Source organism: Exiguobacterium sp. s22 (assembly GCF_018617455.1).
Taxonomy (GTDB): domain Bacteria; phylum Bacillota; class Bacilli; order Exiguobacteriales; family Exiguobacteriaceae; genus Exiguobacterium.
Genome location: NZ_JACSKD010000001.1, coordinates 388,775 through 411,064, shown reverse-complemented (window position 1 = coordinate 411,064; position 22,290 = coordinate 388,775). Strand labels below are relative to the sequence as shown.

General features: G+C 45.8%; 23 protein-coding genes and 1 tRNA gene. 7 read left to right on the top strand and 17 right to left on the bottom strand.

Features of this window, described 5'->3' with window-relative positions:
- Positions 1–6 precede the first annotated feature (6 nt).
- Entirely contained in the window at positions 7–552 is a 546-nt protein-coding gene (locus KNO94_RS02125; protein ID WP_214777148.1) for a Rossmann-fold NAD(P)-binding domain-containing protein, read from the bottom strand.
- Between the two features lie 217 nt (positions 553–769).
- On the opposite strand from KNO94_RS02125, the gene KNO94_RS02120 reads away from it, so the two are divergent.
- Complete coding sequence (locus KNO94_RS02120; RefSeq protein WP_214777146.1) at positions 770–1,579, top strand: diguanylate cyclase domain-containing protein; 810 nt, start codon at positions 770–772, stop codon at positions 1,577–1,579.
- A 21-nt stretch (positions 1,580–1,600) separates the two neighbouring features.
- Here the strand turns inward: KNO94_RS02120 and KNO94_RS02115 are convergent, their stop codons facing one another.
- The 5 genes from KNO94_RS02115 to KNO94_RS02095 form a co-directional block, all read right to left on the bottom strand.
- Entirely contained in the window at positions 1,601–2,290 is a 690-nt protein-coding gene (locus KNO94_RS02115; protein ID WP_214777144.1) for a glyoxalase, read from the bottom strand.
- A gap of 101 nt (positions 2,291–2,391) precedes the next feature.
- On the bottom strand, positions 2,392–3,075 hold the full coding sequence (locus KNO94_RS02110; RefSeq protein ID WP_251125762.1) for a hypothetical protein: 684 nt from the start codon (positions 3,073–3,075) through the stop codon (positions 2,392–2,394).
- A 70-nt stretch (positions 3,076–3,145) separates the two neighbouring features.
- Positions 3,146–4,072: an NAD(P)-dependent alcohol dehydrogenase gene (locus KNO94_RS02105; RefSeq protein WP_214777142.1), complete on the bottom strand. Its 927-nt coding sequence runs from the start codon at positions 4,070–4,072 to the stop codon at positions 3,146–3,148.
- A 99-nt stretch (positions 4,073–4,171) separates the two neighbouring features.
- Positions 4,172–5,215, bottom strand: a complete 1,044-nt coding sequence (locus KNO94_RS02100; protein ID WP_214777140.1) for an ABC transporter permease — start codon at positions 5,213–5,215, stop codon at positions 4,172–4,174.
- The gene (locus KNO94_RS02095; protein WP_214777138.1) at positions 5,215–6,075 is read right to left on the bottom strand and encodes an ABC transporter permease subunit; all 861 of its coding nucleotides are present in this window, start codon (positions 6,073–6,075) and stop codon (positions 5,215–5,217) included. The genes KNO94_RS02100 and KNO94_RS02095 overlap by 1 nt, the downstream gene beginning before the upstream one ends.
- A gap of 207 nt (positions 6,076–6,282) precedes the next feature.
- On the opposite strand from KNO94_RS02095, the gene KNO94_RS02090 reads away from it, so the two are divergent.
- Positions 6,283–6,582: a hypothetical protein gene (locus KNO94_RS02090; RefSeq protein ID WP_214777136.1), complete on the top strand. Its 300-nt coding sequence runs from the start codon at positions 6,283–6,285 to the stop codon at positions 6,580–6,582.
- Positions 6,583–6,926: 344 nt separating this feature from the next.
- Here the strand turns inward: KNO94_RS02090 and KNO94_RS02085 are convergent, their stop codons facing one another.
- The 4 genes from KNO94_RS02085 to KNO94_RS02070 all read right to left on the bottom strand — a co-directional run bounded on the left by KNO94_RS02085 (position 6,927) and on the right by KNO94_RS02070 (position 10,278).
- The gene (locus KNO94_RS02085) at positions 6,927–7,352 is read right to left on the bottom strand and encodes a hypothetical protein (RefSeq protein WP_214777133.1); all 426 of its coding nucleotides are present in this window, start codon (positions 7,350–7,352) and stop codon (positions 6,927–6,929) included.
- A gap of 84 nt (positions 7,353–7,436) precedes the next feature.
- Positions 7,437–8,201, bottom strand: coding sequence for a DUF817 domain-containing protein (locus KNO94_RS02080; protein ID WP_214777131.1), 765 nt, complete (start codon positions 8,199–8,201; stop codon positions 7,437–7,439).
- Between the two features lie 8 nt (positions 8,202–8,209).
- Entirely contained in the window at positions 8,210–9,070 is an 861-nt protein-coding gene (locus KNO94_RS02075; RefSeq protein WP_214777129.1) for a metal-dependent hydrolase, read from the bottom strand.
- Between the two features lie 200 nt (positions 9,071–9,270).
- Complete coding sequence (locus KNO94_RS02070; protein ID WP_214777127.1) at positions 9,271–10,278, bottom strand: helix-turn-helix transcriptional regulator; 1,008 nt, start codon at positions 10,276–10,278, stop codon at positions 9,271–9,273.
- A 116-nt stretch (positions 10,279–10,394) separates the two neighbouring features.
- On the opposite strand from KNO94_RS02070, the gene KNO94_RS02065 reads away from it, so the two are divergent.
- On the top strand, positions 10,395–11,240 hold the full coding sequence (locus KNO94_RS02065; protein WP_214777125.1) for an alpha/beta fold hydrolase: 846 nt from the start codon (positions 10,395–10,397) through the stop codon (positions 11,238–11,240).
- 23 nt (positions 11,241–11,263) lie between these two features.
- On the opposite strand, the gene KNO94_RS02060 is transcribed toward KNO94_RS02065, so the two are convergent.
- The 7 genes from KNO94_RS02060 to KNO94_RS02030 all read right to left on the bottom strand — a co-directional run bounded on the left by KNO94_RS02060 (position 11,264) and on the right by KNO94_RS02030 (position 18,157).
- Positions 11,264–11,677: a YhfM domain-containing protein gene (locus KNO94_RS02060; RefSeq protein ID WP_214777122.1), complete on the bottom strand. Its 414-nt coding sequence runs from the start codon at positions 11,675–11,677 to the stop codon at positions 11,264–11,266.
- 100 nt (positions 11,678–11,777) lie between these two features.
- Positions 11,778–13,196, bottom strand: a complete 1,419-nt coding sequence (locus KNO94_RS02055; RefSeq protein WP_214777121.1) for a glycoside hydrolase family 32 protein — start codon at positions 13,194–13,196, stop codon at positions 11,778–11,780.
- 19 nt (positions 13,197–13,215) lie between these two features.
- A complete protein-coding gene (locus tag KNO94_RS02050; RefSeq protein ID WP_012726243.1) occupies positions 13,216–14,646 on the bottom strand; it encodes a sucrose-specific PTS transporter subunit IIBC in 1,431 nt (476 codons plus the stop codon).
- 2 nt (positions 14,647–14,648) lie between these two features.
- The gene (locus tag KNO94_RS02045) at positions 14,649–15,587 is read right to left on the bottom strand and encodes a carbohydrate kinase family protein (RefSeq protein WP_214777119.1); all 939 of its coding nucleotides are present in this window, start codon (positions 15,585–15,587) and stop codon (positions 14,649–14,651) included.
- 107 nt (positions 15,588–15,694) lie between these two features.
- Complete coding sequence (locus tag KNO94_RS02040) at positions 15,695–16,684, bottom strand: LacI family DNA-binding transcriptional regulator (protein ID WP_214777117.1); 990 nt, start codon at positions 16,682–16,684, stop codon at positions 15,695–15,697.
- Between the two features lie 47 nt (positions 16,685–16,731).
- A complete protein-coding gene (locus tag KNO94_RS02035; protein ID WP_214777116.1) occupies positions 16,732–17,208 on the bottom strand; it encodes an N-acetyltransferase in 477 nt (158 codons plus the stop codon).
- Positions 17,209–17,293: 85 nt separating this feature from the next.
- The gene (locus KNO94_RS02030; RefSeq protein ID WP_214777114.1) at positions 17,294–18,157 is read right to left on the bottom strand and encodes a cation diffusion facilitator family transporter; all 864 of its coding nucleotides are present in this window, start codon (positions 18,155–18,157) and stop codon (positions 17,294–17,296) included.
- A gap of 181 nt (positions 18,158–18,338) precedes the next feature.
- Here KNO94_RS02030 and KNO94_RS02025 point away from each other — a divergent pair, with 181 nt between their 5' ends.
- From KNO94_RS02025 to KNO94_RS02010, 4 genes are all read left to right on the top strand, one after another.
- Positions 18,339–18,650, top strand: a complete 312-nt coding sequence (locus tag KNO94_RS02025; RefSeq protein WP_012726238.1) for a hypothetical protein — start codon at positions 18,339–18,341, stop codon at positions 18,648–18,650.
- A gap of 40 nt (positions 18,651–18,690) precedes the next feature.
- Positions 18,691–19,482 carry a class I SAM-dependent methyltransferase gene (locus KNO94_RS02020; RefSeq protein WP_214777113.1) on the top strand — a complete coding sequence of 264 codons (792 nt, stop codon included), beginning with the start codon at positions 18,691–18,693 and terminating at the stop codon, positions 19,480–19,482.
- A 153-nt stretch (positions 19,483–19,635) separates the two neighbouring features.
- Positions 19,636–21,999 (top strand): immune inhibitor A domain-containing protein, encoded by a 2,364-nt coding sequence (locus KNO94_RS02015; protein WP_483299166.1) that lies wholly within the window; start codon positions 19,636–19,638, stop codon positions 21,997–21,999.
- 107 nt (positions 22,000–22,106) lie between these two features.
- Positions 22,107–22,177, top strand: a tRNA-Thr gene (locus tag KNO94_RS02010).
- The last annotated feature ends 113 nt before the right edge of the window (positions 22,178–22,290 follow it).

Sequence of the window (22,290 nt, the reverse complement as noted above, 5' to 3'; positions counted from 1 at the left end):
CATTCACTAATCATTTCTCGAGTGAACATCTACGTCATCCTTTCGTGTCCCAATCAATCGATAGTCGTCTTGATTCTGAATGGCATCGAGAACCCCTTCTACAATCTCGTCGTGTGTCAACCAACGGACAGATGCCATCTCATGAATTTCACCTAATTGAACTTGTCGATACGTTTGTTGTTCATTGAAACATAGACAATTCTTCTCATATTCCGAATTCGCCCGGCTACCTAAAATATGTATCACCTCTGCAGTCTCCGAATGTTCCAAAATGATTTGCATCGCTTTCCCTGAGCCGCGATGCACCCAGGCGATAACTCGATCAAACGGACCGTTTTGTTGAACTGCATGCTGCAGTGCGCTTGAAAGTGCTTCTTCCTCGCGATAATCAACAATCAGTGGATGACACGTTTCAGGATTTCGTTGTACGATGCTTGCCATTTTTTCTTTATCTCGTCCAATGACCGTGACATCCTGTTCAATCGCTAAATAAGATGTAAGTTCGGCCAACATCCCTGTCCCTCCGACAATCAACATATGTTTTAGATTCATACCACCACCTCGCTTTCCATTATACACCAATCATTCATTCTTCTTTTCCTATAGATGTGTTCGGAAATATTCACGTCTTTTCAAAAATAAACCTTTCATAATCGAGTGAATCACTTATAATGAATCAAGTGTTCAAATCGGTTTGAACACTCACTATTTTGGAAAATGGATAATAGTGTAACGATTTCAATTTTTTTCTTTTAAGAGGAGGATACCTATGAGACATTGGACAACGAGTTCACTACAACTGATTGCACTCATCGTTGTATCGTTGGCATGTAGTATTCTATTTTCCTCTCTGCTGATCATGAATCATCTACCTGTTTGGTGGATGATCTGTATTCCGATTCTTTATCTTTCAACATTGCTCATTTATCGCAGGTCTGGTGTACTCATTCTGTTAGGATTCGCTGCTTACTTTTTAATCACGATGCCTGTGTATGAGACTGCCGCTACTGCGCAACTATATATTTTATTACTATTAGCGATTTTGACGGGGTTGTCTTACTGGCTCCAAGTCAAGCTGTTTCATGCCCAGTTTGCACTAAAGGTTGCGGAAGCGAGGGTCAGTCAGTTAATTGCGGTCGACCCAGAGACTGGTTTTGATAACCGAGATCGGTTTTTGATGGATGTAGAGGCTGAACGGAATCGGTTGATTCGCCACGGGGAAACGTTTGTGGTGTCATTCATCACATTACCGATTCTTGATGATTTTGAAAAACGGTATGGTTCATCCGAGTATGAATGGTTCTTGAACTACTTTAGTGATGAACTTCACGAAGCGACTCGACGAACAGACAAGAAATATCGAGTTGCGCAAGACACATTCGCTATGATTTTCCCTCAAACGTCAATCGAAAATGCACAAATTGTACATGAACGAATCAGACCACTACTCCTAGAGTATTCACGTCAGAGCGGAGATTCGCTCACAGTTGAATGCTCAGACAAATCGTTTGAAGTGAACTTAGAGAACGCATCCATTCGATTAGAAGAAATTCATCGGTATATAGAATCTAAAGACTAAAAAATGAGTTCATTCGTGAACTCATGTTTTGATGGAGTGAATATGAAATTCGTGTTTCTCATCCATTTCGACGATATATTGTTGATCAAGTACCATCTGAATCGGGCTCGGAATCGACAGTTTTGGTGAGAAGAGCCAAACACGCCCTCGAGGTACGAGGAGAATGTAAGTATTGTGATTTGGAGGACCTATGAAGTTCAAATGACGAGGGTCAATTGAGTTTCCATCTCTCCGTCTTACTCCAATTGTTTCAAGCTCCTGTGCGACGAGAGACGGGTCTTCTACCGTCAAACTCATCTCGCCGATTCCAAGAAACTCATTTGACGAAAAAGATTCGATGTTACTTTCCGGATTAATCGAATGTCGAGCAATCAACTCGACGATGTTCTCATCCGCGTCGTAAAAATAAAGCGATGATGCATCGATCCCTTCAAAATAGATTTCGTCCTCCCCGTCTTCGGTCAAAAGCGGGACAAGTGACATGATCCATTCTTTTGCTTCTTTGAATCGATTAGCCGGAATATTGATCGCGAAATGGTATTGTCGCTCTTGCTCCGTTTTAGCCTCTTGAAATACCAACGCATCTTCACCTAGATTGATTCGAAAACTGGTCAGGTCTTCTTCACTGACTGATAATCCAAGTCGTTCCGTATAGAAACGTTTCATTTCGTCAAGTCGGTTCGTGTAGAGTGTGGCTTCTGTGATTCTCATAAAAGCCTCCTTATATTTTCAAATTATTGTTTAAAATACAGTATGTGAAATAAAAAATCGCTATATATAATTCATTTTTATTTTAGAGATGGTACCGTTTATTAGACGAATGTAGTAACTCTTGAATCAGTTTCTAACACTCGCGTCCGCGTATCATTTTTCGATAAAAACACTTCTTCTCCATTTTCATCAAAGCAATATGCGATCGGAATCGAGATTCCACAATTTCGATACGATCCATCTGCGTGACTCGTTCCGATAATCATCGTTTTTCGTTCCATCGCAATTTTTCTAGCTTCTTCCGTCCACTCCGTGAATTGTTCCTCACTAAACATCCCGACCCCGATTGGATTAAATATGATCGTCAGATGCTCATGACCCTTAAATCCTTCAACCCCCATAAAAATCTCCCTGCACAGTAAATATCCGTATTCTTCTGCTCCGTCTGTGGCACTTGATGGCATGTACAAGACCTCATTTTCAGGCGTTTTCCGTCGCGTTAACAACGTCTCGCCATTCTTATTTACAATGAGGACCCGGTCTCTATTCGTGTCATCTCGATACCCTAAAACAATCGTTGTGTTGAATTGGATTGCTAAGTCACTCAGCTCATCCAATTCTCTATATGTACAATATCCCTCTGGATAGAGAATCAAGTCCACCGCAGGGTTTGATTCAATCTCTCCCTTCAATTGTATAAGATCTTGTTCCATCTTCGGTTGTCCGATCAATATATTCATCTCTACTCGCCCGCTCTCATTGATTCGTCTAGTCGGTGAATCCATTCATATGTAAGTGAGGTTCTCGACCAAACCTCACGATAAAGTCTGATACTTCTCTCTATAGTACCATCTATCATCTGATTGATTCTTCATTGATTTTCACCACTACATTCCCAACCTTTGTCCCTTGATCGACATATCGGTGTGCCTCGACAACCTCATCTAGCGAATAAACCGAATCAATGACGGGTTGTAGCTCTCCTGCTTCAAACAGTTCGTTTAAGAACATCAAGTCCTCTTTTCGTTCGCTCGCCGGTCCCTGTCCCGCGACGGAACTGAACGCCCCGTTCTCTGCCACGCGTTTTTTGGCTAGTCGTTTATCAATTTTCCCCGAAGCATCAAAGACGGCATCATACGTACCCAAATCACGGTCATATCCTTCTCTCGAATAGTCCACGACTACATCTGCCCCGATCCGCTTCACGAGCTCGATGTTCCGTTCATGGCAGACCGCAGTCACATGAACGCCGTAGTGCTTCGCTATCTGTACGGCTGTCGAACCGACAGCACCCGCTCCACCATAAATGAGAACGTTCGTCGCTCGCTCGATACGTGCCTTCCGTAAAAAATGTAGTGCAGTCGTCCCACCAAATGGTAGCGCCGCTGCCTCGATAAAGCTGGCATTGGCCGGCATCTGAAACACACATTTCGATTCGTTCACGCATGCAAACTCCGCATAACCACCAAAACGCATCCCAGTAAGGGCATAGACGTTTTCTCCGACCTGAAAGTTTTTCACACTGTTGCCTGTTTCTACGACGGTACCTGCCAACACGACACCGAGAATCGGTTCACGTGGCGCCTTAAACCCAACAACTAATCGCATCGGTAGTTTTCCTAATGCTGGAACGTCTAGTGCGCGGAGGCGTCGGTCACCCGAGTGGACGGCCGATGCATGGACTTGAATCAGGATCTCATTGCTTTTCGGATTCGGTTGATGCACTTCTTGAATGACGAGTACTTCCGGTGGCCCATAAGTGGTACAAATCGCAGCTTTCATATCGATTCACTCCATTCATGAATTGTCACCTCAATCTGTTATACACGTTCCCTCAAACAAGACCGTTCAGTCCATTCGACATAGAAAAACCGGATCATATCATACGATATCATCCGGTTCCTTCCTTAATGACACAGTCGAATCAACAAGGGTGAACGGATTCGAAAGGGAAGCAGCTGCCGCTTCCGATTGTGCTAGACTTGCCTCGGTCACCACCGGTTCTTGACGTCTGAGCTTAAATGCTCGCTCGAGACGGCTCGTCAACAAGTTGAAAATAAAGATGAGCGCAGCAAGTGACATGGCTGGGACGAGAAATAGATGATTCGTCATCCATGTCATCGCGGTGAACTGTCTGAAATAATACCCGAACATTGAAGACCATTCATAGACGGTCGGCATGATCCCTTCATGTAACATGACCGTTCCTCCGAAGAAAATCCCAAACAGCGAGAGATGAATGAGCAACATGAGCGTCTGGACAAATTGTTGCATGAAGACGATCACGAGGGTTGGGACGAGATGCGGGAATAGATGCAATCTCACACGGTGCCAGACACTGCCACCAAGCGTCTGAGCCACGATCATGAACTCTTGTTGAAGCAATTGTCGAATCTCTGTGATCAGGTATAACGTGACGGCCGGTAATCCGAGAACGACTAAGACGATTAGTTCAATCTTTACTCGATCAAATAATGGAGGCACTTGTGTCGAATCAAAAAAGGTCAGTGTTCCTACTAACATCATCAATGCGATCAATGAAATCGGCAGAATCAAAAAGCCGTCCAATAACGTTTTAAAGAATTGATTTAAGCGAACTCCCCTGAAAGCAAGGGGAATGCCAATCAATAGTCCGATGACCATCCGTCCGAACGCGACGAGCGCACAGATGCCAACGGTCCACTTAAATCCTTCCACGAGCATTTGGAATAAATCATATCCAGCATTGTCCGTCCCGAGCCATTGATATTTTGACGGTTCTAATGGTGGGATTCCGATGAGTCTCCCTTCATCAGAGTAGAGCATGAGGGTTTGATCTACTTTCCCATCACGAAACACGGTATTTCCAAAACTCATCAACAATAGACCCGCTACGATGACAAAGCAGAAGAGAAAAATTGGGTCACGCATTAATACTCGACGCATCAAATCCCTCCTTTCCATGCATTCGGAATAATCCATTCAATCAGTAAATCCAACAGAAAAATCGGGATATAGATGACGAATAAGATGACCAGTAAGATTTCCATTTGCGGGTTGTAGACGGCGAATCGGAATAACCCTTGAACGTTAAATAGATATTCGACAATCAAAAGTGTCGATAAGATGGTGATGATGTTCGAACGGAAGAAGAGGTAAAATCGATAGATGATGTTCGGCAATAAATGCTTCCAAAACAGTCCACTCGGCCGAATCCCTTTCGCTTGCGCGAGCTCGAGATACGGGATGGCCTCTTGTTCATGGATATGGATGGTCAGCCATTTGATGAAGAAGAACAACGTCGTCAGTGTCAAGGTGACAATCGGGAGAAACCGAATGTACTCTGCGAACCCGCCGGCCACTTCGATTCGATCGAACCCCGTCGACTTATGGATTGTAATCGCAAGAAATTGAGAAAAAATTAACCAGAACAAATCCGGTACCATTTCGAGTGTCTGACTCGTTTGGTGCAGTACGGTGCGAACCCTTCTACCGCTCCTGTAATAGAAATATGCATAGAAGAGACCAAGCGCAGTCGACACAGCGAGCGCCGTCGTAAAAATGATGACCGACTCTTTGACGAGCGGTCCAAGTTCCGGCAAAAGAGGCAAGTCTGTTTGAGCGGTGATATTGTAGTATGTAATCTCGTCAAGCTTTTGAAGTTGGTTCAGCTGTTGCTGGATACCGCTCCAATAACTCGTCAAACTAAAATCGGTCTGAACGACAAGCGTCGGTAACGCACTAATTGCGATCAAGACAAAAAATGCGAGGACAAGATGTGCAGATTTTCTTGCAATATAGGCCATAGTTCTGTCTCCTTTAGATGAGATATCTCAATCATAAGTGTGGAAGGATGTTCGTTATTCCTTCACTTTGTAAAGGGAATTATATCCAAAGACACTTTCCACTGATTCTAGCACATTTATTATGTGAATAGAAACAATTTTCAGAAATCATTATGGATAATGATGTATGCTATGATGAATTTGTAGAAATATTTAGGAGGTTGAAGCATGTGGATTATATTTGGACTCGCTACGATTGGGGCAACGCTTATTAATTTGACCGTATTTATGATGGAGAAGGACTATAAGCTGCCGATGGCGATTGCACTGTCCTTGACTGCTCTCACGTTATGTGCCGAGTATAGCCTAATCAATATGTGGGTCGAAGCAGAGGACTGGGCTGCCTTAAAGGATGTGGTGCCCGGAATGTCACGCGCATTGTGGTTCTTGACGATTGCGGCAATCTTTTTAAATATTCTTCCGATCTTTTTAGAGAGAAAACGAAACAAGATGAAGGAATCAAAATGATAGATAATCTGATCAATCACTCCTGATTACATCTGAAGAAATCAGCCCCTTAAATATGAATCGAAAAGTTGGTACGTGATGATGGAAAATAAATTATTTGCGACTTTAGCTAATCCTTTTGGAATTTTCATTTTTGCAGTGATCTCGCTGTTACTTATATACCAGGCTGGTCTCCGTCTATTGTCGTCTCAGTACATCTTGTTTGTAACCAATTTGATTGGTGGCCTGGCTTTCATCTTTATGATGTTACTTTTAGGGCGTACATATAAAAAAATGGACAAGAAAACGTGTTCGAAGCTAGGAATTTAGCTTTGAACACGTTTTTGTTTGACCATATCATACAATCAATCATCTGAATGGGTTGAGTACAATAACTCACCGTCAAGTGAGCGCAACTCATAATCGATTCCTGATTGCATCTGTTTCGTCATCGTCGCACGACATGAAAATAGTTGTCCCGGACCATACGCAACATTCGGAATTTCCTTGAAGCCGTATGCCCGCTCGCCGAACCATAACGTCACGTTCGATGAGCCCTTCGATGATTGGTCATCCACGACATAACATTCTCCCGTCTCGACAACGTAATTCGTCGCCATACGGTCATACGTCTCCATCCCCGCCATTCCAAGTATAGCAACTGATGCGAAGACAGCGAGAAAGACTCGTCCCAATTTCACACGATTGCGTGTCTTCCGCCACTCTCTCCAGTAGATGACAAGAGATCCTAAACACAATAATCCAATGAACCAAGCGAGCACAATTTCCAACAACCCCATCACCTCATTTTATAATACGACTATTTACAAAAAAGGATTCGGTGCACCTCATAAAAAAACTCGACACATGTCGAGTTAAGTCGTTTCATATTCTAGTTTTCGCTTTTGCCAAGCGACAAGCAGGATGCTGATGATGACGAGTAAAAACCAGGACGACAGTTTACCCAAATCGACGATGGCCCAACCGTTCATCTGGTCCGGGTACGCCCAGCCGTTATAAAAGGTAACAATATTTTCAGCAAGCCAGATGAAGCAGGCAATCAAGAAGAAAGACAGGACGACCGGCATGTTGAATCGACGGTCATCGAGTTTGTACGAGACAACTGAGCGACCAAATGCCAAGAAAATGAGTGCAATCAGCAACCACCGTAAATCTAGCCACACATGATGCCAAAAAAAGTTAAAGTAAATGGCAATCCCAAGTCCGAAGGCAACAATCGGATTCGGCATCTTCGTGAATCGTAGATCGAGGCGACGCCATGCCTGGACGACGTAACTCCCGACGCTCGCGTACATAAATCCCGCGTAGAGCGGAACACCCCACACTTTCGTGAACGCCTCATCCGGATAGCTCCATGACCCCATCTGCACTTTGAACAGTTCAAGTCCGAGACCGATGACATGGAACCAGCTGATGACCCTCACTTCTTCCATCGTCTCAAGTCCTGTCTTTACAAGGACCACTTGGACGAACAGACACCAGATGAGTAAGACATCATATCGCGGGAGCGGTAACTCCACAAATTTCGTGACGGCGAGCGCACCAAAGATGGCGACCGGGAAGATACAACTAAGTGCCTGTTCGTATGCAAAGATAAAGAGATAACGTATACGTCCCATCCGTTGCCCTACCTTTCAATGTATTCATATAAAAATGAGGATTCTCCGTCATAAAAACGCGGGTCAAAGACGCCGAGCCGTTCTTCATTTGCCACGACGACGACGAACGGTGACCATTCGGTCAATGTGCGTGCCTCTTGATTCACTTCAAACAATGGCTCAAGATTCGTCTTTTCGGCACTCGTCAATTCGTACTGCAATGTTGATTTTTGATAAATGGAATCCCTATAAAGCGACACTTTTTCGTCAGTCTTCGTGATGACGGTGAACTGCGTCGGGATAAATGAAGCCGAGAGTGCCACTTCCTCATAGTCATCTGCATAAGTCTCATACAAATACGCACCTTGCGCACTTTGAATGGCGACATACAGGACGAGAGCCACCCATGCATACCGATACGTCTTATAGCGGACTTCTTGTTTACGGGCGACGAGCCAGGCGACCAAGAAGATTCCCCAATAGACGAAATCGACAATCGGGATCACACCAAATGTAACTCTCACGTCCGAGACCGGTTCAAAATAGCCTGTCCCCCATGCATTGAATAAATCAGATGTGTTGTGTATGAATACAGACAACAATGCCCACCAAAAATAGCGGATATCCGTCACGCGAAAGAGAAGACGAACGAGTATGTAAATGAGTAGTGCAAAGAGCGGAACAAGAAAGATGGAGTGTGTGATGCCGCGATGCCACATCTGATACATTCCTTCCGTATCCCACAACCGAGAAATCACATCACTGTCCGGGATTTGGCTCCCGATGAGTGTCGTGACGAACAAGGCTCGCTTTTCATGTTGTTGTAAATCACGTTTATCGGCTGCACCATATAGTGTCAATCCGAATATCGTATGTGTGATCGTATCCACGCTTTACCTCCATAATGAAAGAGACATCTCCCAATCTTGGACGATGTCTCTCCTTCTTAATTCTCTTCATCCATTTTCATCGCACGTCTTGCGACGATGATCACGAAAACGACAGCGACAATTGGAATGATCAATGGCATCCAATTTAACATCCGCCTGTCCCCCTTCATCTAGTGTCGCAAGCAGTATAGCACATCTGCTCACTCGATAGAGGAATGAATGCTTGTGTTTTCATAAGTAGTTGCCATTTTTTCGATTGTGGCTATCATGTGATCACGGAGCGTGAGCGGTTCGACCACTTCTACTTGTGCGCCTAAAGAGAGCAACCAGTAAATGAATCCGTCAGATACGGCTGCGTCGAAACGGATGAGGAATCGTTCTCCATGTTCCGATACAGAAACGTCCTCCCCTAATTTATCAAAGATGACCGGGAGTACCCGCTCGTCCACAGACAAGACGATTTGCTCATCCAAACCGTTATACATATTGAACGACTTTTGATAATAGTCATCAGGTAGGTGATGTTTCGGGCGAATGGTGCCGTCTTCCACAATCTCCGAATTGACGATGCGGTCGACTCGATAGTTCCGCACTTCTCCAATGGATTCATCGATACCAATCAAATAGTACTGCTCGTGATTCCAATGCAAGTCAATCGGATTGACGACATAACGTTCTCCGTCACGACGAAGCGGGAACGTTCGCTTCGTCACATCGAATCCGACAACATCTGTATATTGAAACGAGATGGCTTTTCGTTCATGAATGGCCCGTTGGATGCGATCGATATGGTAAGGAATGTGTCCGTGTTTTTTCTTCGGTGTCTTGATGATCGATTGTAGCGTCTTCGCTTCAGGGATGCTCGTCAGCATTTGAAGTTTCTCAACGATTTCTTCGGTCACATCTTGTGAAATGAACTTGGCTGCGACGATTGCATCGACCATCATCCGTAGTTCATGAATCTCAAATAGACGTGCCGAATGCCAATATTTTTTGGCGAGACCATTCTTCTCCAACTCATCCTGCACTTCAAACCCCGAATTATTCAGTGCCTGGATATCGTCTTTCACCGATTTTTTTGCTAACTTAGAAGTATCTCCGATTGTTGATAAATGTTCAAGCAAATCCTCTAGCGTCTTTGGATTCGCTTCGTCCGTGTAACGTTCAAAGAAACGTCGTACTTCAAGTAACCGCTCTCGGTTATTCACGGTTCTATCCCCTTTCATTTCTCTATCTAAATTATGTATAAACAGACATTATCATTTTATTTCCACGAAATAAAGGTATTTTCCATTACAAACTGTTTAAGGAGGCGCCATCTCTAGTGAAATATTATGCACACGTCGACGGCTCAAAAATTGAATATATAGACCGTGGTCACGGTCCCGTCATCGTACTGATTCATGGGACCCAGTCCTCAAGTCTAGAACCATACCATGTGGACCAACTCGTTTTGTCCGGTTTCCGGGTCATTGTCCCATCTCGGCCTGGATATGGAGAAACTCCCTACTCGTTTTCAGCATCCCCTAAAGCGTTTGCGACACAACTCCATCACTTGATGCAGATGCTAAAGATTGAGCGGTATCATGTTTATGGCATCTCTGCCGGAGGACCGACCGCCATCGAGCTCGCTTCACAGAATCAGCGTGTACTCAGCTTGACACTCGCTGCCGCCGTGACGAGTGTCGTCGATTTCCCGTATAGGGACACGGTCAGTCGAAATATCGTCCAGCCGGCATTCATCGCCCTTCAATACATCATGAAACAGTTCATCGCTCGTGCCATTCAAAAACATCCGTTCGAAGCGACGGCCCGTATGATTCAATCGACGAGTGTGTTGGCACTCGAGACGATTCGAGAAGAGGTATCACCCTATGACATCTTCCTCCTAAAACGTGTCGCGAATCAGATGGCGTTTGGACTTGGCGCACAGTTCGATTTAAAACAACGTGTCTCAAGTGAGGTCTTACTCGGTGTCACCTGCCCGACCTACATCGTCCATTCAAAAAACGATAAAGCCGTCCCCGTTCGTCATGCGCATTACGCGAAGCGATTGATCCCGCATGCTCAGTTAACAATCCTGAACAGCCCAGGACACCTCATTTGGGTCGGACGACAAGCGAGAAAATCAGAGCGACAAATCGAACGGTTTATCCGATTCAACTCGTAAGCATCTCAAAAAGAGGTGCTTTTTTACGTATCTAACCCGAGGGCATCAATCAATTGATTCGTCGTATGTTCCGGTAGTCGCCAGATAACGTCTGTTCGTTCAAATTCTGTGATCACACTTGGATGGTCCGGTTGTCCGAGCCAAAGCTGATAGCGTTCTTGCTTTCCACCTTTAAATTGCAGCAAGAGATCAAAATCGGGTGCCACTTCAATTTCGATGTCCTCGATTTCTTCTGAACTACGTAGCATTTCCGCGAACACCCGCACCTGGCTCAATTCATGAAACTCTAACTTCACTTCTGGATTCATTATTCCGCACACCGTCGACTCCGCTACCATCACGCGTTCCATTTCTTCTCTCTCGAGTTCTTCTGTATCGATTTTATAAGACATTGTCATTTTACGAATCTCACGCGCCCGACAAATCCATTTTCCCATCACTTTAACCTCCCGTCTCGTTTTATATACGTTTGTTTATCTGAAACGGTTTCAACATTTGGAAAAATTAAAAAGCCGAGCAAACGCTCAGCTTTTACACTCATTCATACTTCCAACCGACTAAACTTGCCTCGTCTCCGACGTAGCGGACCCGTTTCTCACCACCACTTGGGAAGACGCGAAGGGTTGCCACAGCGTCACCGTCGTTGACGAAACATTCGACACTCGACGAGTCGACATACAGATGAAGGGACGTGACCTCAATCACTTTTGTCCGGGTCGTCCCAAACTCCGTCGCGAACGGTTCACCCGCGTTTGTCCGATCGATGGTCAATTCGCTTGTATCTTTCTCGTACCGAATCACGAGCGACTCATCTTCCGTCTTTAATAGTTCAAGTTTGAAGTCTTCTCCATCCGTCGACAGTTCCAATTCAAAACGTTCGGGTGAAACCACGTCAAGCTGTGTCCCTGATTCGTTGACAAACTGGTCTTGTCGGAGTTGTTTCATTTCTAGAACAGGTCGTTGTTTTAATTCGCCATCTTCAAGCGAGAGTTCTCGAGGAAGCGTCAACGCATGGGCCCAACCGTAGCGGTCTGTCGGATATTCAATTTCCGGTAAGCCCATCCAGCCGACTAGAATACGACGACCATCATGCTCCGTCGTTTGCGGAGCGTAAAAGTCGAACCCGAAGTCGAGCTCTTCAAACGACTCGTGCGTGAAGACGAGCGTCTCTAAATCAAGCGTACCTGTGACGTATCCGGATTGATAGATGTTGTGGTAGCGATGACCCTCAGGCTCAATCCCTTGCGGAGAAAAAATGAGGACATGCCTTCCATTCAGTTCAAACACGTCAGGACATTCCCACATGTAACCGAACTGCTCGAGCTCGGTCTTCACCTCACCTAAAAACGTCCATTCATTCAAGTCAGTCGAACGATACATGACGACACATCCTGTCTCATCCGTTCGCTGCGCCCCTACAATCGCATAATATGTGCCATCTTCTTCCCATACTTTCGGATCGCGGAAATGTTCCGTGTAACCGGCCGGAATATCCGGGATGGCCACGTTGCGCCGCTCGATCATCCCGTCACGTAAGACACCGATAATTTGCGAGGCGTGACGCGTCCAATCGTCCGTACGATGATTCCCGGTATACATGACGTGAAGGGTGTCGTTTACGACGAACCCACTTCCAGAATAGGCACCGTGGGAATCCTCCTTCGTTTCAGGGACTAACGCCACCCCGCGGTCGGTCCAATGGACGAGATTTTTCGAACTGACATGATACCAATGTTTGAGACCGTGAACTGGCCCGAGCGGGAACCATTGATAGAATAGATGGTACTCTCCATCGTAATAGGTGAAGCCGTTCGGGTCATTGAGGAGGCCCGTCGGCGGCTGGATATGGTATCCAAACCGCCACGGCGATGCGGCCGTCTTTGCACGGAGCACCTCCATCTCGAGGGCGCTCACGTCACGAAGTGAACGATAACGTTCGGCCTTCGTCCAATTCATAGTGTCACTTCCTTTTTTGTTATGCGGCTTGTTTGACCGCTTCTTTTTTTGCTTGTCGTTTCGCGAGGATGAATGTCAATCCGAATGTCACGGCGAAGGCGATGGCCATGCCAATGATATACGAGATGATCGAACCCGGTGCGATTGAAATAATACCTGGTAATCCGGCAGCACCGAGCGCTACTGCCAATACGTCGTTTCCAACGATGAATGCAGAGGCGATGGCTGAACCGACGATGGCTGCGATGAACGGATAACGAAGTTTTAAGTTGACCCCGAACATGGCAGGCTCTGTGATTCCAAGTAGTGCAGAGATTCCTGATGCTGAGGCGACCCCTTTCATCTTCTTATCAGCAGTCAAGAAGAAGACCGCAAGGGTAGCCGCCCCTTGTGCGACGTTTGACATCGCAGCAATCGGGAAGATGAACGATCCACCTGTTTCGGCGATATCGGCGAGAAGCTGTGTCTCAATCGCGATGAAGCTATGGTGCATCCCCGTAATAACGATTGGGGCGTAGAGAAGACCCATGATCAAGCCACCAACGAATCCGAGTGAATCATACGTCCACACCAACCCATCAATGATCAAGTTCCCTGCTTCACGAGTGATCGGTCCGACGAAAGCGAACGTGATGAACGCTGTGAAGAGGAGTGAAAGTAATGGAGTAAGCAAGATATCTAGTGATGCCGGCATAAACTTCCGAATGTTGATTTCAAGCTTCGATAAAATATACGTCGAGACGAGGACTGGTAAGACTTGTCCTTGGTATCCTAACTTCTCAATCTCGAGTCCGAAAATGTTCCAAACCGGAATCTCTTCAACACTTGCCTGAGCGTATGCATTGATCAAGTCCGGGTGAACCATGATCATCCCGAGCGCTGCACCTAGGTACGGGTTACCACCGAACCGCTTGGCTGCGGAGAACCCTATGAGTACTGGTAAGAAGACGAAGGCAGCGTTTGCGAACGTATTGATCATCGCTGCGAGATCCGCCATGCCTGGATACTGATCAATCAACGAACGTCCGTCAAAGAACAAATCCGGTGCCGTCAATAAGTTGTTGATCCCCATCAAGAGACCGCCGGCGACGATGGCCGGGATGATTGGAACGAAGATATCTGATAACATTTTGACGAACTGTTGGAGCGGGTTCATCTTTTTCGCTCCGGCTGACTTCACATCTGTCGTCGACATGTCTCCAAGACCAGTCAATTGTGAAAATTCTGCATAGACCTTGTTGACCGTACCTTGTCCGATGATGATTTGGTATTGTCCGCCTGTAGAGAATGTTCCCTTCACCACATCAAGTTGTTCGAGAGCTTTCTCATCGACCTTCGACTCATCGTTCAATACGAGACGAAGGCGCGTCGCACAGTGGGCAGCTGCCGCAACGTTTTCTTTCCCACCAATCGCTTCTAATATCGATGCTGCTTCTTTTTTGTAATCCATTTTCATTTCCCTCCTAACGTTTCATTCACAAGTTGTCGTGATGGAATGGCTGGAATTGCGCCATAAGCTGTACATGTCAACGCACCCGTTACGTTTGCATATTCAATGTCGGAACGTAAGCGCTCCGGGTCAAATCCGAGCATCGCCAACCGATACAAGTAAGCACCGACAAACGCATCTCCCGCTCCTGTTGAATCGACACTGTCGATTGAGATTGAAGGAACGATTTCATGATGCGTGCTTGTCGCAATCAATGTCCCACGAGACCCTAATGTGATGGCAATCTGTTTTGCACCTAATTGAAGTAGTGCTTGAACAGCGTCTTCAAGTTGCTCTTTACCGGTCAACAAGTGGGCTTCTTCTTCACTCAATTTAATGAAGTCCGATTCTGCGATGAAATGTCTCGCATCTTGTTTAAATTGCTCGAGGTCCGTGATCAATGCATCTCGATAGTTCGGGTCAAATGAGATGAACAAACCATCCCGCTTTGCAAATTGCAATAATTTGAAGTACGCATCTTTCAATTTTCCATCAAGTAGTGCTGTTGCCGAGCCGAAATGAATAATGTCTCCTGACTCGATCACCGATAAGTCGATCGACTCGAAGGCATACTCCCCGTCGCTTCCGCGACGGAATGTGAAGTCCCGCTCTCCGTCCATTTGAATCGATACGAATGCGAATGTCGTATCTCCAGACTCCACAAGGTTTTCTGTTCGGACGCCGTTCTCGACTAACGTCTGTTTCAAGAAAAGACCAAACGGGTCATCGCCGACCTGTCCGAGGAAACTAGATTGTCCCCCGTGCTTACTGACGACTGCCGCGACATTCGCAGGTGCGCCTCCTGCTTTTTTGACGAACGTCGTCCCGTTGACGAGATCGCTGGACGCATCCTCGCATACCCAGTCAATCAACAATTCGCCGATACAATGTACGGTGTTCATATCGTCCACCTCCAAAAATCAAATGAGTTCTTACACGATTGGTACCGGTTCCAATTTGAAATAAAAAAATGTTGCGGAACCGGTTCCGCAACACAAATGTAAACGATTTATTTTAACTTGTCAACGCTTTCTCGAACTTTTAATTCAAAAATTGTGAACGTTTTCATCGGGACATGTTCACCGTGTAAAAGCTGTAGCATCATGTCAGCTGCTTTCGACCCAGTTCGGCGATAAGGAAGGTGCACCGTCGTAATGGATGGATGTAGGACTTCCGTGAAATCATATCCCCCGAAGCCACTGACAGAAATGTCATTCGGAACATCAATCCCTTGATTCGCGAGTCCCTTTAATACGCCTAACGCAATGTTGTCGGTCGCACAAACGATCAAGGAAACAGTGCCGACCTCATCCGCCAACTGTTCACCGATTGGAATGGCGTCCTCAATCTTAAAAGTTGTTTGAATGACGCTGACATTTGCACCCGACTCTTGAAACGACTTCAAAAATCCATCACGTCGCTCTTGTCCGACTGCGATATCTGTTTCCGAAACACCTACGTAGACGACATTCCGATGACCCCATCTCATAAACTCACTACCGAGTGCATTGGCCGCTTCATGGTCAGGATAAACGAGACTATGCACGTTGTCATGCTGTTGCCCAATCAACAGAACAGGAATTTGAATCGCCTCAATCGCCTCAAGGTGACGTTCCGTCACCGTCGTCCCGAGCCAGATGATCCCGGCTACTTTTTGTTTGGCCAAGTTGTATAGCTGTTCGATTTCTCGTTCCGTCTGTTGTGCTGTATTGACGACGAGCATTTGATATCCTCGTTCCGTGAGCTGTTCATCAATCCCCATCATCGTCCGTGAGGCGGCATACGAATCGAGCCGTGGAACGATGACCCCAATCATCTTCGTCTGTTTCGACTTGAGACTTTGGGCAAATTGATTCGGTTCATAGTTCGTATCTTGAATGACCCGGTCGAGTTTTTCCCTTGTTGCCTTTCCGACCGATCCACCGTTCAAATAGCGTGAGACCGTACTTTTTGCGACACCAGCGAGCTCCGCAATGTCTTTAATGGTGACTTGCTTCATCCTTACCCCTCCATATGAAAAAAGCTGACGTGCGAGACGCCGTCAGCTTAATGGTTTACTACATATCGTTTCTTAAAATTTAAATAATACAGACCGTTTCGTTTTTCGAATCCATTCTGCAGGAGAACATGATGCATCTCTTGTTGATGTGGGCTCGTTGGCGGAATACCGGCACGAACGATCTGCCCGTCAATCAAATTCGAATCAAGCAACGCGAGACGAAGTCCCTCTGTCGCATATCCATTGTTCTTGTATGCATCAAACACCATCAAGTCGAGCTGGTAAACGCGGGCAAGCTTGAGTAACAAGACTTTGCCGACCAGTTTGTCATCGACCATCAAGTCGTAATAGAAGTCCTCTCCATAACTATGCTCTTCTGCGTGATAAAGTTGCTCCGACCCCATTTCCTCGAAGATCCCTTTCAACTCTTCTGCAGAAACGCCGTATGCGTTTTCTCCATATTTTTGAAAATGTTCATATTCAATCTCATCAATCTGGCGAATAGGTTGACGCACGATATTCATCCCGTGCCCTCCTTAACTAGTAGTTCAATCTCTCTGCGCTTATTATAAACGAATCCCTTCATCAAGCGCAAAAGATAACCGAACGTCAAATCGGTTCAATATGAATATGCACCGAATCGACCGCATGCTGTTCGTCTAGTTTCCGTTCGATGTCGTCACATAATTCATGGGCCGCATCCACGGTCAAGTCTCCATCGACCGCAATCGTCACGTCGAGCATCACGTGATTCCCTAGATGACGCCCTTTGATTTCCCGAACTTCTTTCACCCGCTCAAATTGTTCAATCGTCTCCTCATAGGACTCGACGAGGTGCGGAGGGAACCCGTCAGAAAGCTGATGAGTGGCATCTAAAAAGATTTGAATCGCTGTCCGGATAATCATGCCGGCAATCACAATTGCTAAGACCGTGTCCATCCAAGACAGTTGAAAATAAGCAAATAGCACACCAAGCGTGGCTCCGACTGAAATCATCGCATCGGCCAAGTTATCTTTTGCCGCTGCTTTAAGTGCCATTGACTTTGTTTTCTTCGCGAGGTTCAAGTTGAACCGATACACTCCGAACATGACGAGCGCACTGACGAAGGCGACGACCGCGGCTAACGGATTCGGCTCCGCATATTCTCCCCCGATCAAATTAGACAGGCTATTGAAGAAAACAAAGATACCGACCGCAATCATGATCATTGAAGCGATGAGAGCAGAGATTGTCTCCATTTTTGCGTGACCATATTTATGCTCCGCATCCCGAGGTAATGCCGCAACCCGAATGCCGATATAGACGGCGACAGATGCGATAATATCCGTCGTATTGTTGAATCCATCGGCTAAAACCGCCTCTGATTCATATAAGTATCCGAAGAATACCTTTAGTATAGATAAGATCAAATATGCCGTGATCGACACAATCGCTCCCTTGAGCGCTTTTGGTGGATGATTTGTTGTCTCCATCCGCCCACCTCCTTATTAGCTCAGTTAGTATAGCAGGTGACATTCGTGTGGGGATAGAGAAACAATGTTTCTCTCAGTCAAAATAAATGGAATATATTCCCGGTAGTTTCGTTTAACAAATTTTATGGTAAAGTAAACAGGAAGAGACCCTTGGGTTAAACCGCAAAAAGAGGTGAAACAGATGTTTACAGAACGAGATGGAATCAAATTACGATTGGAACAAATTGACAGATTATTAATCGATTTGAATCGCGAGGCGAAGCAATTGATGGCACGTCTTCGCGAATTAGATGCCTCTGGCGAGAATCCGCACGAAGTATCATTGAAACCTGAAGAACGCGATACGTTGAAATCGTCAATCGATGAAACGCTTGAAGCGCTTCAAAGCCGTTCAAAACGTCCGATGAACGTGAACGATGAGAAGAAGAAAGAACTCGCTTCCCATAAAGCACTCATCGACGAACTATCAGACCTACTCAGTAAGAAAAAATGAGACGCCAACGCGTCTCATTTTTTATGAAGGAGCCCGAATCATGTATATCGTAACCACTTGTTTACGCCCGACAGATGATGTCTTATCTCGCGCGCAAACGCATGCTGCAGAGTACAACATGAAATTTGTCGAAAGACGCAAACATTCTATGGATGAATTGAAAAAACGCTATCAGCAAGATGTACTTGTATTTGATAAGCGACGTGTCGAGTTCACACCCATGAATAGTACAGAGCCGTTCTTTTTCCACCCTTCGAGCTCTGTCTTTCGGGTGAAGCAACTGATCCGAGGTGGAAGAGACCCACTCATTGACGCCATGCAAGCAACACCGGGTGATCATATTCTAGATTGTACACTCGGACTAGGATCGGACAGTATCGTCATGAGCCATGTCGTCGGTTCAAGCGGTAAAGTAATCGGCCTCGAGAGTCAATTCATCACAGCTCAACTTGTTCGCGAGGGTATGTCCGTATGGGTCGAGAAAGATGAGCAAGTGAATGAAGCAATGCGCCGCATTGAAGTCGTTCACTCCCATTCACTAGACTACCTAAAAATATGCGATAAGAATTCGTTCGACTGTATTTACTTTGATCCGATGTTTGAAAAGACGATTTCAGAGTCGGTTCATTTGAACCCACTTCGCTCAATCGCCAATCCTTCCCCACTCTCAGAAGAGATGATGATCGAAGCGAAACGAGTAGCTAAGAAACGGATTGTCTTGAAGGCTCATTTTGAAAGTCCGGCGTTTCAACAGTACGGTTTTACTCAAATTAAACGTAAAACGTCCAAGTTCCATTACGGATATATCGACCTAGAGTCTGAGTCTATTTAGTTCATTTTAACTAAATAGGACTTTAGACTCCTTTTTTGTATATTATTTTCTGAATATTGACATTAATCAGACACAAAAGGTACATTAACAACAAGCTCACACATTTTCCCATTATTTTTTTACAGGAGGTTCATACAAATGAAAAAACGTTCCATGCGTCGAACGACTCTCGCGGCTCTCATGACTTCAGCCATGACCGTCAGTTTCGTTCCGGCTGCCGGTGCTGCACCACTTTCGGTCGCACCATCTGCTCCGACAACAAGCGAGCTCGCTCCGTTCGACCACAATATCATCGATGAGGATCGTCTCGCGAAAGCACTTGAAAAACGAGGCGTCATCAAAAAAGGATTATCTGCATCTGAACGAATGAAAGCGGTCGATGCGTATATCTCGAAAAAACAAGGTGAGGCTAAGGATGCTCATAAGCAAGATGACGAATTGAATGAAAAAGCTGCAAAAGCAAAAGAGAAGATACATAATCAATTCGAAAAAGAATCTGAACGTATTCTCGACAAAGCTAAAAAAGGTCAAGCGAACTATCGTAAAGGAAAACCGAATGGCCAAGTGAAGGTTTCCCCTGCACAACAGTCTGCATATAACGGTTCTGTTCGTGAAGACAAAGTTCTCGTTCTTCTCGTCGAGTACAGCGATTTCAAACATAACAACATTGAACAAGAGTCAGGCTATATGTATAGTGACAACTTCAGCAAGGAACATTACGAGAATTACATGTTCGGTGACCAGTCATTTGAACTGTTCAACGGTGAGAAAGTTCAAACATTTAAACAGTATTATGAAGAACAATCAGGCGGAAGTTACACGGTCGATGGTGAAGTTTCAGAATGGTTGACTGTTCCTGGAACTGCAAAAGACTATGGTGCTGACCGTGCAACTGGCGGACACGATAACGCCGGCCCTGGTCCACGTCAACTCGTTAAAGATGCATTGAATGCTGCAGTCGCATCTGGAATCGACCTTTCAGAACACGACCAATATGACCTATACGATTTGGATGGTGACGGTGACTTCAACGAGCCGGACGGCCTCGTCGACCACTTGATGATCATCCATGCGGGTACTGGGCAAGAAGCTGGTGGCGGTGCACTTGGTGACGATGCTGTATGGTCACACCGCTGGGTTCTTAACGGAGTATATCCAGTTGCGAACACTGAAGCCGCTGTCCCTTATTGGGGTGGTAAAATGGCAGCATACGATTACACAATTCAACCAGAAGATGGCGCAGTCGGCGTCTTCGCACACGAATTTGGACATGACCTCGGTCTTCCAGATGAATATGACACACAATACACAGGTCAAGGTGAGCCAGTACAATCTTGGTCAATCATGAGTGGTGGTAGCTGGGCTGGTAAAGTCGCTGGTACGGAGCCAACAAGCTTCTCACCACAAAACAAAGATTACTTCCAAAAAGTAATGGGTGGTAACTGGGCGAACATCACAGAAGTCGATCTTGAAGACATTAACGCACAAGGGTTTGTCTCACAACTCGACCAATCTGTGACGAAGTCAAACAATCCAGGAATCATCAAAGTCAACCTTCCTGATAAGAAGATTAAAGGAATTGAGCCGGCTTACGGCGATTACTATTACTACTCGACAAAAGGCGACGACTTGCATACTGTACTCTCGACACCGACGGTCAAACTCGGCGCTGATGGTACGCTCGCTTTCGACACACGCTTCGAGGTCGAGTATGACTACGATTACTTGTATGTGAAAGCACTCAGCGGCGGAAAAGAAGTCGTCCTTGATGTTTACGGTGATGACGACACTGGTAACGGTGCTGAATCAACGAATGGCGCTTGGGTAAACAAATCATATGATTTGTCTCAATTCGCTGGACAAGACGTGCAAATCGTATTCGAATACGTAACAGACGGTGGACTTGCTCTTGAAGGGTTCGCACTCGACAACTTGTCAATCAAGTCAGAAGGTCAATCACTTCTCGCAGACGATGCAGAAGGCGCAGAGAAAGTCACGCTCGAAGGCTTCGTCAAATCGGACGGATATGACACGAAACCGCATTACTACTACCTCGAATGGCGTAACCACGCTGGGTCGGATATGGGTCTTCTCAACGGTCGCGGCGTGAAATATAACACTGGTCTTGTCGTTTGGTATGGTGATGACTCGTTCACAGATAACTGGGTCGGTGTTCACCCTGGTGAAGGCTTCCTCGGTGTCGTCGATTCACATCCACAAGCGCTGATCGGTAACTTGAACGGACAACAAACAGTAGCGGGTAGCACGCGTTACCAAATCGCTGATGCGGCGTTCAGTCTTGATAAGACACTTGCTTGGTACATCGATTCACCAAGTCGTGGAATCTACGATTACAAAGCACAAGCTGGCGTGAAGCAGTTCAATGATGCGAACTCGTACATCAACTCGCTCATTCCAGATGCAGGACGTAAACTTCCGCAATACGGTCTCGTCATTGACGTGGTCGGTGAAGCGAAAGATAACTCTGCAGGTGCAGTTTGGATCCGTAAACAATAATAATGTAGCATTCGACCTCCAGTCTTCTTCTTTCGAAGATTGGGGGTCTTATTATTCTAAAAAAGCTTGAAAATGACGAATAACCTGTGTAACATAGTTGGTGTAACGCCTCTGTAGGTTAGTGGCAGACCTCAGCAATGGTAATGCTGCAGCACGAGTTCGATTCTCGTCGGAGGCATCAACTCTACCGTTCAATCGAGCGGTGACAAGCACTTCCTGAATATTTCAGGAAGTGCTTTTTGTATGGCGCTAGACATCAACATGAATTTCTACACCTCCCCTCACCTTGAC

Coding starts and splice junctions, on each gene's coding strand:
- KNO94_RS02100 (WP_214777140.1), bottom strand. CDS start 5,215: ATGCGTCGAGTATTAATGCGTGACCCAATTTTTCTCTTCTGCTTTGTC.
- KNO94_RS02020 (WP_214777113.1), top strand. CDS start 18,691: ATGTATATCGTAACCACTTGTTTACGCCCGACAGATGATGTCTTATCT.
- KNO94_RS02030 (WP_214777114.1), bottom strand. CDS start 18,157: ATGGAGACAACAAATCATCCACCAAAAGCGCTCAAGGGAGCGATTGTG.
- KNO94_RS02035 (WP_214777116.1), bottom strand. CDS start 17,208: ATGAATATCGTGCGTCAACCTATTCGCCAGATTGATGAGATTGAATAT.
- KNO94_RS02115 (WP_214777144.1), bottom strand. CDS start 2,290: ATGAGAATCACAGAAGCCACACTCTACACGAACCGACTTGACGAAATG.
- KNO94_RS02095 (WP_214777138.1), bottom strand. CDS start 6,075: ATGGCCTATATTGCAAGAAAATCTGCACATCTTGTCCTCGCATTTTTT.
- KNO94_RS02060 (WP_214777122.1), bottom strand. CDS start 11,677: ATGGGAAAATGGATTTGTCGGGCGCGTGAGATTCGTAAAATGACAATG.
- KNO94_RS02050 (WP_012726243.1), bottom strand. CDS start 14,646: ATGGATTACAAAAAAGAAGCAGCATCGATATTAGAAGCGATTGGTGGG.
- KNO94_RS02015 (WP_483299166.1), top strand. CDS start 19,636: ATGCGTCGAACGACTCTCGCGGCTCTCATGACTTCAGCCATGACCGTC.
- KNO94_RS02090 (WP_214777136.1), top strand. CDS start 6,283: ATGTGGATTATATTTGGACTCGCTACGATTGGGGCAACGCTTATTAAT.
- KNO94_RS02025 (WP_012726238.1), top strand. CDS start 18,339: ATGTTTACAGAACGAGATGGAATCAAATTACGATTGGAACAAATTGAC.
- KNO94_RS02040 (WP_214777117.1), bottom strand. CDS start 16,684: ATGAAGCAAGTCACCATTAAAGACATTGCGGAGCTCGCTGGTGTCGCA.
- KNO94_RS02120 (WP_214777146.1), top strand. CDS start 770: ATGAGACATTGGACAACGAGTTCACTACAACTGATTGCACTCATCGTT.
- KNO94_RS02105 (WP_214777142.1), bottom strand. CDS start 4,072: ATGAAAGCTGCGATTTGTACCACTTATGGGCCACCGGAAGTACTCGTC.
- KNO94_RS02125 (WP_214777148.1), bottom strand. CDS start 552: ATGAATCTAAAACATATGTTGATTGTCGGAGGGACAGGGATGTTGGCC.
- KNO94_RS02110 (WP_251125762.1), bottom strand. CDS start 3,075: ATGGATTCACCGACTAGACGAATCAATGAGAGCGGGCGAGTAGAGATG.
- KNO94_RS02080 (WP_214777131.1), bottom strand. CDS start 8,201: ATGGGACGTATACGTTATCTCTTTATCTTTGCATACGAACAGGCACTT.
- KNO94_RS02045 (WP_214777119.1), bottom strand. CDS start 15,587: ATGAACACCGTACATTGTATCGGCGAATTGTTGATTGACTGGGTATGC.
- KNO94_RS02055 (WP_214777121.1), bottom strand. CDS start 13,196: ATGAATTGGACGAAGGCCGAACGTTATCGTTCACTTCGTGACGTGAGC.